The sequence below is a fragment of the Candidatus Caldatribacterium sp. genome, assembly GCA_014359405.1.
Taxonomy (GTDB): Bacteria; Atribacterota; Atribacteria; order Atribacterales; family Caldatribacteriaceae; genus Caldatribacterium; species Caldatribacterium oleiphilum.
Genome location: JACIZN010000018.1, coordinates 1 through 12,729, shown reverse-complemented (window position 1 = coordinate 12,729; position 12,729 = coordinate 1). Strand labels below are relative to the sequence as shown.

The window sequence follows — 12,729 nt, the reverse complement described above, 5'->3', positions numbered from 1 at the left end:
GCCCTTCGGTATTTTCCCGGACTACCACAAAGTCGATATCCTCAGGACCCTTATCTTTGATAGGGGTCCAGACCCCGGGGTAGAGTTTCACCGGGCGAAGGTTTATGTACTGATCGAGGCCGAAGCGGATTTTGAGGAGAATTCCCTGCTCGAGAATCCCTGGCTTCACGTCAGGATGCCCTATGGCCCCAAGGTAAATAGCATCGAGCTTTTTGAACTCCTCAAGGGCTGAGTCCGGCAGGGTCTCCCCGGTCTTTTTGTAGTGCTCACCCCCAAAGGGGTACACAATGGTCTCGTAGGAGAATCCGACTTTCTTTGCCACCGCTTCGAGGACCTTGAGTCCTTCCCGTACAACTTCTGGACCCGTTCCATCGCCGGGAATAACACCTATTTTGTACGTTTTCTTCATGTTTCTTCCTCCCTTCTTGGTACACTATTATACGGAATTCTCAAAGGAGGTGGAGGGGATGGAGCGGAAAGTTGGCAACGTCACCATTGAGTGCGTACAGGGTGATATCACAAAACAGGTCGGATTTGACGCCATTGTGAATGCCGCAAACGCCGAGCTTCGTCCGGGTGGGGGAGTGGCGGGAGCTATTCATCGAGCCGCGGGGCCGGGACTTGCCGAAGAATGTCGTCCCCTTGCCCCTATTCGCCCGGGTCAGGCGGTTATTACCGGGGGACATCGGCTCCCGAACCGCTACGTCATCCACTGCCTTGGTCCGAGGTATGGCATCGACGAACCATCGGCAGAACTTTTGGCTTCATGCTACCGCAATGCCCTCCGTCTTGCGGAGGAGCACGGGATATCTTCCATAGCTTTCCCGGCCATCTCAACCGGAGTCTTTGGATACCCGATGCGGGAGGCAGCTGAAGTGGCACTTCGGACCGTGCTTGAGATGGCTCCGGAGCTCAAATCCGTCAGGGTTATCCGTTTCGTTCTCTGGGATGAAGAAGCGCTTCGCATTCACGAAGAGACTCTTGCGCGACTCACGGAGAAAGGTTCCAGTTGACAGACCATTCTCTCCCTGATATAGTTTTCCTCTGATGGAGTTGGGGGGAGCGTTGTGTACTTTCAGGATATAATTCTTGCCCTGAGCGACTACTGGAAGCGGCAAGGATGTATTATTGCGCAGCCGTACGATGTTGAAGTTGGTGCCGGGACGATGAACCCGGCAACATTCCTGCGGGTTCTTGGTCCAGAACCCTGGAGAGTTGCCTACTGTGAACCTTCTCGTCGCCCCACCGATGGTCGGTACGGAGAGAATCCAAATCGCCTCTACGAGCACTACCAGTTCCAGGTTATCATCAAGCCCTCTCCTTGCGATATCCAGGATCTCTACCTTGAGAGCCTCTATGCCCTTGGTATCGACCCAAAAGAACACGATATTCGCTTTGTGGAGGACAACTGGGAGTCGCCAACCCTTGGAGCATGGGGGCTTGGCTGGGAAGTTTGGCTCGATGGCATGGAAATCACTCAGTTTACGTACTTCCAGCAGGCAGGAGGTATAGACCTTCGACCGGTTTCGGTAGAAATCACCTATGGTCTTGAGCGTATCGCTATGTACCTGCAAGAGAAGGAGAACGTTTTTGAAGTCCAGTGGAGCGAGTACCTCACCTATGGGGATATCCGGCTTCAAGAGGAGCGGGAACACTCGGTGTACAGTTTTGAGGAGAGCGATCTTGAAACCCTCTTTACCCTCTTTGCGCTCTACGAAAAGGAAGCCCAGCGCCTTTTAGAGCGTGGACTTGTGCTTCCAGCTTATGACTACGTCCTCAAGTGTTCCCATACCTTCAATCTCCTTGACGCCCGGGGAGGCATCAGTGTCCTTGAGCGGAGCCAGTACATGGGAAGGGTACGGCAGCTCGCCAACGCTTGCGCGAAACTCTACCTTAAGCAGCGGGAAGCCTTAGGGTTCCCCTGGTGCCAGAAGGTGGCGGTGGCGGTCCCCAATGGATAAGAAGGATTTCCTTTTTGAAATCGGGGTTGAGGAACTTCCGACAAGCCTCATTCGGGAAATTTTCGCTGAAGTTCAGGACAAGTTCACGGAGGTACTGGCACGGTTCCGCATTCCCTACGAGGACTTCCGGATTCTTGGTACCCCTCGGCGCATTGCCCTTTACGTTCGGGGGATGGGGCTTTTCCAGGAACCTGTGGTGCGAGAGATCAAAGGTCCGGCAAAGAAGGTCGGCATGGATGAGGCAGGGAACCTTTTGCCTCCGGCTATGGCCTTTGCCAAAGCCCAGGGCATTGCTCCTGAGGACCTCTTCGTTCGAGAGACTGAGAAAGGTACTTACATTTTCGGTCGGAAATTTGAACCTGGAAAATCGGTGAGAGAAGTCCTTCCTGAGGCCCTTTCTCTCTTTATGCATTCCCTTGATTTCTCCCGCTCCATGCTCTGGGGCGAGGGAGATTTCCGTTTCGTCCGCCCTATCCGCTGGCTCGTTGCCCTTCTTGGGGAAGAGGAGATCCCCTTCTCTATCGCAGGGGTTTCCGCTTCCCGCTTGAGCCGTGGGCACCGTTTCCTTACCCCTTCTTCCCTTCCCATACCCTGCGCCGAAGAGTACGAAAGGGTTCTCGAGGAGGCAAGGGTCATCGTTGATCCCTTGAAGCGGCGGGAGCGCATCGTTGAGGTTTTGTCCCTGCGCTCTCAGGAGATTGGAGTGTACTGGCTCCGGGACGAGGAACTTCTTGAGGAAGTGAATTTCCTTGTGGAGTATCCCGACGTCCTGGTGGGGAGATTCGATGAGAAGTACCTCGCTCTTCCTTCGAAGCTTTTGATCACGGTCATGAAACACCACCAGCGGTACTTTGCCGCCTGTGATGGAGATGGGAACCTCAGGCCCTTCTTCTTCGTCGTTGTGAATCGACCTTGTGACGGGGCGGAGAAAATCGTTCGGGGCAACGAGCGAGTGCTGCGTGCCCGTTTAGAGGACGCGCTCTTTTTCTTTGAGGAGGATAAGAAGCGGAAGATCGAGGATTGGGTTATGGATCTCCGGGGAGTGGTCTTCCAGGAAGATTTGGGGAGCATGTACGAGAAGACCGAGCGCCTTGTGGAACTCGTGACCTATCTCGGTGAGGTTCTCAAACGGAGTGAGGCTGAAATTGCCCTCTTGCGACGGGCGGCGTTCCTCTCAAAAGCCGACCTTGTCTCTTCCATGGTCCGGGAGTTTCCGGAACTCCAGGGGTACATGGGGAGAGTGTACGCCCTCCTTTCAGGGGAACGAGAGGAAGTCGCTCTGGCGATTGAGGAGAGTTACCTCCCTTCTCCGGAAACGACCTTTGGGAGCATTCTCTCCCTTGCGGATAAGATGGACACCATTGTTTCGAGTTTTGCCCTGGGGCGGATTCCCACGGGTTCTCAGGACCCCCTAGGATTGCGCCGCCTCGCCCAGAGCATCGTGGATATCCTTCTCCTCCACAGATGGTACTGTCCTCTACCGGCTTGGATTGCGAAAAACCTTGAGCTTCTCGAAAGCCAGGGCTTCACACCACGTATTGAGAAACCAGAGGAAGAGGTTCAGCGTTTTCTCTTGGGGCGGTTGCGGTCCCTCCTTCTTGAGGGTGGCAAGCACTATTCGGTGATTCAGGCGGTCTTTGCGGCAGAGCCTTATGACCTTTACGATGTGGCGCAACGCGTGGAATTCCTGAATGAGCTCTTCACGAAAGAGCGGGAGTTCCTTTCTGAAGTGGTTACAGGATTCACCAGAGCCTACAATATCTCCCGGGACTTCGAGGGCTTGGAGGTAGAGGAATCGCTCCTTTTGGAAGAAGCTGAGAAGGCTCTGTACCAGAAGCTCTTGGATGTTGAAGAGGGCATTCGAGGAGCCCTTGCCCGGGGAGAGTACCGAAAGGCTTTTGACCTCTTTTCTGAGCTTCTCCCGTTCTTGAACCGATTCTTTGACAAAGTCCTGGTGATGTGTGAGGATGACCGTCTTCGGACGAACCGCCTGGGTCTTATGAAACGGATTGTCCATCTCTTTTCGAGATTCGCCAACCTCTCGCTCATTGTGATTGAGGAGGGCGTAAAGAGTGCTTGAGTTTGAGAACCAGGAAGCCCAGGGAACAAGTGACGATTTCAACATTTTTGTGATTTCTGATGGCACGGGAAAGACTGCATTTTCCGTTGTCCAGGCGGCGCTCCTGCAGTTTGAGCTTCCCCGCGTTAACGTTCTCCGCTTCACTCACGTGCGGAGCGAAGAGGAGATCTACAACATTATGGACATGGTGCGGGTTGGCAAGGACATCGTGGTGTACACGGTGGTGAATGAGGACCTTGCCCGGGTTCTTCGGGCTGAGGCTGCAAACCGGAGCGTCATTGCCCTTGATATTCTTGGGCCTATTGTTGAGGCTCTCAAGAGGGTGAGTCTTCGTAAACCCCGGGGAATTCCCGGGATTCTCCAGCGTGAGGAGAGCGTGGCAGAATACCTTGAAGCCATTGAGTACGCCATGGAGAAGAGCACCGGGTTCAGCGTTTCGAATCTCGATCAGGCTGATGTGGTCCTTCTCACCGTCTGGTACCCCCATCGGGATGAATGCATCTTGCGTCTTGCGGAAAAGGGTGTAAAATGCGGGTACATCATGCTTGACCCAAGCCTTCCCCTTCCGGTAAACTTTGAAGAAGTGGTGGGGAAGGGAGCAAAACCCCTAATCGTGGGTATCGACATGGACCCCCAGTACTTGAGTGAACTCCGCCTTGAACGAATCCGAGCTTTAGGATTGCATTGCCTTGTGGAGAAGGCGAGTCCCGAGCGGGTGGAGGAAGAACTCGCCTTTGCCCGATCGGTGTATGAGCGTCTTTCCTGTCCGGTTATTGACATTACCCGTCTTTCGGTTCACGACGTGGTGGGAAAGATTTTTGAACAAATCAAAAAGAAAAGGGAGGAACAGGCATGAAGAAGTACGTCTACTTCTTTGGTGAAGGGGACGCTTCGATGAAGCTGCTCCTCGGAGGTAAGGGAGCAAACCTTGCGGAAATGACCCGCATCGGACTCCCCGTACCTCCTGGCTTCACCATCACGACGGAAGCGTGTTCGCACTTCTACAAGAACAACCAGACCTGGCCAGAGGGACTCGAGGAAGAGGTGAAAAGGAGCCTGAAGACCCTTGAGGAGAAAACCGGGAAGAAGTTCGGTGACCCCAACAATCCTCTCCTTGTTTCCGTCCGGTCTGGCGCTCCCGCATCCATGCCCGGAATGATGGACACCATCTTGAACCTTGGACTCAACGATGAAGTGGTCAAAGGTCTTGCTCGTCTCACCTCCAATGAGCGCTTCGCCTACGACTGCTACCGCCGCTTCATTCAGATGTTTGGAAATGTTGTCATGGGTGTGGACCACTCAAAGTTTGAGGCTATTCTCGACGAGGTCAAAGAGGAAGTGGGGGCAAAGCTCGATACTGAACTCGATGCCGAGGCCCTGAAGAAAGTCGTTGAGAAGTACAAGAAGCTCTACAAGGAGAGCACCGGTGAGGACTTCCCCCAGGAACCCTGGGAGCAGCTCCGCCGGGCAATTAACGCGGTGTTCCTCTCCTGGAACAACAAGCGTGCCATCACCTACCGGAAGATCCACAACATCCCCGAGGACTGGGGAACAGCAGTCAACGTCCAGATGATGGTCTTCGGGAACATGGGCTTTGACTCCGGAACAGGTGTCGGCTTTACCCGGAACCCCTCGACCGGAGAGAAGGAGTACTACGGTGAGTACCTCCTGAACGCCCAGGGCGAGGACGTCGTTGCAGGTATCCGAACTCCAAAGCCCATCAAAGAGATGGAGAAGGAGCTTCCACAGGCCTTTGAGGAGCTCAAGAAGGTCTACGAGATTCTCGAAAAGCACTACAAGGACATGCAGGACTTTGAGTTCACCATTGAGCGAGGAAAGCTCTACCTCCTCCAGACCCGGACTGGAAAGCGGACAGCCCAGGCAGCGATTAAGATTGCAGTGGACATGGTCAAAGAGGGGCTCATTGATGAGAAAACTGCGGTGAAACGCGTTGAGCCGAACCAGATTAATCAACTCCTCCATCCCCAGATCGACCGGAGCCAGCCCCTTCGGGTCCTTGCGAAAGGGCTTCCTGCTTCTCCTGGTGCTGCCTCGGGGAAGGTCGTCTTTGACGCTGATGAGGCGGAAAAGCTCGGCAATGCTGGAGAGAAGGTCATCCTTGTCCGTCCGGAGACCACTCCCGATGACATTCACGGTGTCGTGGCTGCTCAGGGTGTTCTCACAAGCCGCGGTGGAATGACGAGCCACGCCGCCGTTGTTGCCCGAGGCATGGGTAAGCCTTGCGTTGCCGGATGCGAAGCCATCAAGATTGACCTTGACAAGAAGGAGTTTACCGTTGGGGATGTCGTGGTTAAAGAGGGTGACTACATCACCATTGACGGGAGCACCGGCGAGGTTATCCTTGGGCAGGTTCGAACGATTCCACCCCAGCTTTCCGAGGAGTTCAAGATTCTCCTCTCCTGGGCTGATAAGTTCCGTAAACTCGGTGTCCGGGCAAATGCTGATACTCCTGCCGATGCCAAGAAGGCACTGGAGTTCGGTGCTGAGGGTATCGGGCTTTGCCGGACCGAGCACATGTTCATGGCACCGGACCGTCTCCCATGGGTCCAGAAGATGATCATGGCTCAGACCCTTGAGGAGCGGAAAGAGGCTCTTGCCAAGATCGAGCCCATGCAGAAAGGTGACTTCAAGGAAATCTTCCGCGTCATGGAGGGTAAGCCCGTAACCATCCGGCTCATCGACCCACCACTCCATGAGTTCTTGCCGAAACTTGAGGACCTCCTCGTTGAGGTTGCGACTCTCCGGGCAAAGGGCGTTACCGGCCCAGAGCTTGAGGAAAAGGAGAAGCTCTTGAAGATTGTCCGCAACCTCCATGAGGCAAACCCCATGATGGGTCTTCGGGGATGCCGCCTTGGGATTCTCTACCCAGAGATCGTCGAGATGCAGGTTCGAGCAATCATGGAAGCAGCTTGTGAGCTCACCAAAGAAGGCGTTAAGGTCATTCCTGAAATCATGATTCCTCTTGTGGGCCACAAGAACGAGATCAAGGTTCTCAAGGAAAAGCTCGATGAGGTTGCCCAGGCGGTTCTCAAAGAGCAAGGTGTTCAGGTGAACTACAGCTTCGGAACGATGATTGAAGTCCCGCGGGCAGCACTTGTGGCCGACCAGATTGCCGAGTATGCCGAGTTCTTCTCCTTTGGTACGAACGACCTCACCCAGATGACCTTTGGCTACAGCCGGGACGATGCTGAAGGGAAATTCCTCTTCTTCTATGAGGAGAATGGCATCCTTCCCGAGGATCCATTCCAGGTACTCGACCAGGAAGGCGTGGGGCAACTCATGCAGATGGCCGTCGAAAAGGGCCGCAAGACTCGCCCGAACCTCAAGTGCGGTATCTGTGGTGAGCACGGCGGTGAGCCGAAGTCTGTGGCTTTCTGCCACAGGATTGGCCTGAACTACGTGAGCTGCTCGCCGTTCCGGGTGCCCATTGCCCGTCTTGCTGCAGCTCACGCAGCCTTGGAGGACGTCGAAAAGGACGCCAAATTCAATCTGTGAGGAGAGGAGGCGAGGGGTAACCCTCGCCTCTTTTTGGCGATATGGTGGATATCGGGAGCATCAAGCGTTTCTTGGAGGAAAAGGAGAGAGAATTTCTCTCTCCTTTTGCCGCTTTGAGCACCAAAAGCCGAGGGCGAGAAAAGCCTGAAGAGGAGTGCGAGCTCAGGACCTGCTTCCAGCGGGATCGGGACCGCATTCTCCACAGTAAGGCTTTTCGCCGCTTGAAGCACAAAAGCCAGGTTTTCCTGAGCCCCGAGGGCGACCACTACCGGACTCGTCTCACCCATACCCTTGAGGTTTCCCAGATTGCCCGAACTGTTGCCCGGGCCCTGCGCCTTAATGAGGACCTTGTGGAGGCCATAAGCCTTGGGCACGATCTCGGGCACACCCCTTTCGGTCATGCGGGCGAGGAAGCCCTCAACGAGATTCATCCTCAGGGGTTCCGGCACAACGAGCAGAGCCTGCGGGTGGTGGACAAACTCGAGCGGGACGGGGAGGGTCTGAACCTCACCTGGGAAGTACGGGATGGGATTGTGAAGCATTCAAAGACCCGTGCCATGTGCCTTTTGGCAGAACCCCAGGACCTCCCTGCAACCCTTGAGGGACAGGTGGTACGCTGGGCCGACGTCATTGCCTATGTAAACCACGACATCGATGATGCCCTTCGAGCTCGGGTCATTCGCTTTGAGGAGCTTCCCGAAAAAGCCATAGCAGTTCTTGGGGCAACGCACCGGGAACGAATCAACACCATGGTCCGGGACATCATCGTAGAGAGTTTCGATCGGCCGGAAATCCGTATGAGTGAGCCGGTCCGGGAAGCCACCGAGACTCTTCGGAATTTTCTCTTTGAGCGGGTGTACTTTGGTCCTGAGCAGTGGCAGGAACGGGAGAAAGCGAAACGCCTTGTGAAGCACCTCTATGAGTTCTTCTTCGAACACCCCGAGGTTCTTGCTGAGGAGTACGCTTTCGCCAGGGAAGGGAAGGAAAACCTGGGAACGGTGATTTGCGACTTCATCTCGGGAATGACGGATCGGTACGCCCTGTACATGTATCGGAAATACTTCATCCCTTCATCGTGGCCTCAAGAGGGATGGAAAATTCGCTAAGGGAGGTGTACGTGCATGGGAGCCGTTGTGTACTTTGCGCCTGTTGCCGGTCTCATTGCGGTACTCTTTGCGGCCACTCTCGTTCGGCGGATCAACTCCTACAGCCCCGGGAATGAGAAAATGCGGGAGATTTCCCAGGCTGTTCAGGAAGGCGCCATGGCCTTCTTGAAGCGGGAGTACAGTTTCCTTGTGGTCTTCATTGCCGTGATGTTTGTGGTTTTGGGTTTTGCCCGTGGCTGGGTCACGGCGGGATGCTTTGTTGTTGGAGCGTTCTGTTCAATTCTTGCAGGATTCGTGGGTATGCGTATCGCCACGCGGAGCAATGCCCGCACAACCCAGGCGGCGACCCAGGGAGCCAATCCCGCCCTGCGGGTGGCATTCTCGGCTGGTGCAGTCATGGGCATGTGCGTTGTCGGCTTTGGGCTCTTGGGTCTTGGCATTCTCTACGCCATCATCCGTGACGCCCAAATCATCAACGGCTTTGCCCTTGGCGCAAGCTCTGTGGCGCTCTTTGCCCGTGTGGGGGGAGGAATCTACACGAAGGCTGCCGATGTGGGCGCAGACCTTGTGGGTAAGGTGGAAGCGGGGATTCCCGAAGATGACCCCCGGAATCCCGCGGTGATTGCCGACAACGTGGGGGATAACGTCGGTGACGTTGCAGGGATGGGAGCAGACCTCTTCGAATCGTACGTCGGATCCATCATTGCTGCAATGATTCTCGGGACGGCTCTTGCCCAGAACGTTGCCGGAATCCTCTATCCCCTCCTTGTTGCCGGCCTTGGGGTCATTGCCTCCATCATTGGGACCTTCTTCGTGAGCGCAAAAGATGAGAAAGGCCTTGCCGCAGCCCTCAACCGGGGTACGTACGTAAGTGGCGTTCTCGTTGTCATTTTCAGCCTCATCGCTTCTCTCCTTCTCTTCCGGGGACTTGGTCCTTTTGTGGCAACGGTAGCAGGACTTGTCGCTGGTGTGGCCATTGGACTTCTCTCGGAGTACTACACCTCGAGTGAGTTCAAGCCCACTCAGGAGCTTGCCAAGGCTTCCCAAACAGGTGCGGCAACGACCATTATCAACGGTCTTGCTCTCGGTATGGAGAGTGCCGTTTTGCCTCTCCTTGTCATTTGCGGAGCGATTCTCGTCGCGTACTGGGCTGCAGGAATGTACGGTGTGGCCATTGCCGGTCTTGGGATGCTCTCCATCACCGGCATCATCGTTTCCGTTGATGCCTATGGACCGGTGGCGGATAACGCTGGAGGCATTGCGGAGATGGCTGGCCTTGGTCCCGAGGTGCGGAAAATCACCGATTCCTTGGATGCCCTTGGGAACACCACCGCTGCTATCGGTAAAGGTTTTGCCATTGGGTCTGCAGCCCTCACCGCCATGGGACTCTTTGCCGCTTATGGGCAAGCCGTAGGGCTCAAGGCTATTGACCTCATTCATCCCCACACCGTTGTGGGACTTTTTGTGGGTGGCATGATGCCCTTCCTCTTCTCCGCTTTGACCATGAAGGCAGTTGGTCGGGCAGCCTTCAACATGGTTGAAGAGGTCCGCCGGCAGTTCCGGGAAATCAAAGGGCTCATGGAAGGGAAGGCGCGTCCGGATTATGCTCGGTGCGTGGACATCAGTACCCGAGGAGCTCTGTCCCGGATGATTCTCCCCGGAGTTCTTGCGGTTGTGGTGCCCCTTGCGGTGGGGCTTCTCCTTGGGCGGGAGGCTCTGGGAGGACTTCTTGCCGGCGCCATCATTAGCGGCCTTATGCTCGCCATTATGATGGCCAATGCCGGTGGAGCTTGGGACAATGCGAAGAAGTACATTGAAGCCGGGAACCTCGGTGGCAAGGGGACTCCAACTCATGCTGCAGCGGTTGTCGGAGATACGGTTGGGGACCCGTTCAAGGATACTGCCGGTCCTTCGCTCAACATCCTCATCAAGCTCATGTCGATTGTGGCACTCGTTTTTGCTCCTCTCTTCATGCGGTAGTCCTCTTCCTGTGGGACCCAAAAGGGTCCCACAGGTTCCTTCGAGGGTGAGAACGTGTTCATTCCCGAAGAGTACCTTGAGGAGATCAAGGCTCGCACGGATATCGTGGAGCTCATCTCCCAGTACGTGGATTTAAAACCTTCGGGCCGCAACTTTCGGGCGCTGTGTCCGTTCCACGAGGAGAAGACGCCCTCTTTTACCGTTTCACCGGAAAAGGGTATCTTTCACTGCTTTGGATGCGGGGCTGGAGGGAACATCTTCACCTTTGTCATGCGTATGGAGCGCCTGACCTTTCCCGAGGCGGTGGCTTTCCTTGCCCGGAGGTGTGGACTGGAGCCTCCTCCTTCTTTCCAGAGAGAAAAGACTTCCCTCGGGGAACGGGAGAGACTTGCAAAACTCCTTGAGATGGCAAATCGTTACTACCGGATGTGCCTTGAAAGCGAGAAAAGCGACGAAGTCCTCGGGGCTCGAGAGTACCTCCTCAAGAGGCGGGGGCTTCGAGAGGAAACCCTTCGGACCTTTTCCCTTGGGTTCTCCCCGTCCCCGGGGAAAGGAAGTATCGCCTTCCTCTTGAAGGAGGGGTTCTCCGGGCAGGAGATTCTCCGTGCCGGAGTCGGCGTGGTCACGCGGCGTGGAGAGCTCCTTGATCGTTTCCGGGGGAGGATTACCTTTGCCCTCCACGATGCTCAGGGGAGAGTCATAGGGTTTGCAGGACGAATCCTTGGAGAGGGGGAACCAAAGTACGTCAACAGTCCTGAGTCGCCACTTTTCACCAAAGGACATCACCTCTACGGCCTTTTTGCGGGGAAGGACGCGATTGTCAAGAACCGCTTTGCCATCCTCGTTGAGGGGTACATGGATTGCATTGCCCTCTTTGAGCATGGAATTGCAAACTGTGTCGCCTCCATGGGAACGTCCCTCACCCGAGAGCAGGCGGGGCTCCTCAAAAGGTACACCGATCGAGTTATCCTCTGCTACGATGCAGACCAGGCAGGGCAGATGGCTACTGCCCGGAGTATGGCGATTCTCTACGAGCGAGGACTACGGGTTGACATCGTCGCCCTTCCTTCTCCCTATGATCCGGATAGCTTTCTCCGGGAGAGAGGAAGAGAAGCTTTCCTCGCCCTCCTTGAAAAATCTGTATCATTTTTTGAGTACTCCCTGGAATTATTGCTCAAAACCCATGGTTATAATTCTCTGGAGTCGAAGGCAAGGGTGCTCCAGGGTATGGCGCCGCTTGTGGCGGCAACGAAAGACCCGATTGAGCGAGCCCTGCGGGTGCGGATGCTCGCCGAGCGGGTTGGAGTGGATGAAGACGTTATTTTCCGAGCTCTCGGAGGGGAAAGTCTCAAGATTACCGAGAATTCTCGTCCCCGGGCTGCTTCCGAACCTGGATGGGTTCAGGCCGAAAAAATGCTCCTTCGGGCGTGCTTTGACGATGCCGTCCTCCGGGGGAGAATTTTTGAGGCCATCGACGGGGACCATTTCGCAAAGCCTGAGCATCGGCGCATTTTTCAGGCTTTGTTCCACCTTTCTTCTCGGAAGAATTTTTCTCTTTCGGATCTCGTCGATGTCTTCCGGGAGGAGGAAGACATTCAGGCGCTTATTGCCGAAATCGCTTCCCGGGAGGACTTCCAGGGTGCAACCCGTGAGGACCTTGTGACTGACCTCATTCGCCAGGTCAAGCTCTCCGCGCTGGAGCGGGAAATTCAGAGCCTCCGGGAAACCCTGAGGAGATCTCCGGATCCAGAAGGTTGGAAGCGGTACCATGCTCTCGTTAAGGAGCGGGAGAAACTTCGGAGGACTACGTGAGAGGGGAGAGAGGGAGCCTTGAGCGGGAACGGGAAAAAGAAGACCTCTCAGGATATTGCGTCCTTGGTTGAAAGCGGGAAAAAGAAGGGGTATGTAACGTTCAAGGAGCTCAACGATATCCTCGGTGACGACGCGGTCAACGTTGACAAACTCGACGATGTGTACGATACGCTTTCTGAACTTGGCATCGAGGTATCAGATGAAGAAATCTTCCGGGAAGAGGTCCCAAGTCTTGAGGCAGAGGACTGGCAGATTGAGGATGTGCGAGGCATTG

The 12,729-nt window shown here is 55.3% G+C and carries 9 protein-coding genes and 1 pseudogene (1 of these 10 only partly in view); 9 read left to right on the top strand and 1 reads right to left on the bottom strand.

From position 1 onward, the window contains the following. A pseudogene (locus tag H5U36_02505) lies at positions 1-409 on the bottom strand (3-isopropylmalate dehydrogenase); it reaches 662 nt to the left of the window's first position. Positions 410-467: 58 nt separating this feature from the next. Here H5U36_02505 and H5U36_02500 point away from each other — a divergent pair. From H5U36_02500 to H5U36_02460, 9 genes are all read left to right on the top strand, one after another. Continuing rightward, complete coding sequence (locus H5U36_02500; protein ID MBC7217046.1) at positions 468-1,013, top strand: macro domain-containing protein; 546 nt, start codon at positions 468-470, stop codon at positions 1,011-1,013. Positions 1,014-1,067: 54 nt separating this feature from the next. Beyond that, the gene (gene glyQ, locus H5U36_02495) at positions 1,068-1,961 is read left to right on the top strand and encodes a glycine--tRNA ligase subunit alpha (protein MBC7217045.1); all 894 of its coding nucleotides are present in this window, start codon (positions 1,068-1,070) and stop codon (positions 1,959-1,961) included. Beyond that, positions 1,954-4,041, top strand: a complete 2,088-nt coding sequence (locus H5U36_02490; GenBank protein MBC7217044.1) for a glycine--tRNA ligase subunit beta — start codon at positions 1,954-1,956, stop codon at positions 4,039-4,041. The genes glyQ and H5U36_02490 overlap by 8 nt, the downstream gene beginning before the upstream one ends. Next, positions 4,034-4,897, top strand: a complete 864-nt coding sequence (locus H5U36_02485) for a kinase/pyrophosphorylase (protein MBC7217043.1) — start codon at positions 4,034-4,036, stop codon at positions 4,895-4,897. Before H5U36_02490 ends, H5U36_02485 begins: the two co-directional genes overlap by 8 nt. Further along, positions 4,894-7,557, top strand: coding sequence for a pyruvate, phosphate dikinase (locus tag H5U36_02480; GenBank protein MBC7217042.1), 2,664 nt, complete (start codon positions 4,894-4,896; stop codon positions 7,555-7,557). The genes H5U36_02485 and H5U36_02480 overlap by 4 nt, the downstream gene beginning before the upstream one ends. A 41-nt stretch (positions 7,558-7,598) precedes the next feature. After that, positions 7,599-8,663, top strand: a complete 1,065-nt coding sequence (locus tag H5U36_02475; protein ID MBC7217041.1) for a deoxyguanosinetriphosphate triphosphohydrolase — start codon at positions 7,599-7,601, stop codon at positions 8,661-8,663. 15 nt (positions 8,664-8,678) lie between these two features. After that, the gene (locus H5U36_02470) at positions 8,679-10,643 is read left to right on the top strand and encodes a sodium-translocating pyrophosphatase (protein ID MBC7217040.1); all 1,965 of its coding nucleotides are present in this window, start codon (positions 8,679-8,681) and stop codon (positions 10,641-10,643) included. Between the two features lie 54 nt (positions 10,644-10,697). Continuing rightward, positions 10,698-12,455, top strand: a complete 1,758-nt coding sequence (locus tag H5U36_02465; GenBank protein MBC7217039.1) for a DNA primase — start codon at positions 10,698-10,700, stop codon at positions 12,453-12,455. Positions 12,456-12,473: 18 nt separating this feature from the next. Continuing rightward, positions 12,474-12,729 (top strand): RNA polymerase sigma factor RpoD (locus H5U36_02460; protein ID MBC7217038.1); only part of this gene is annotated, 256 nt, incomplete at its 3' end.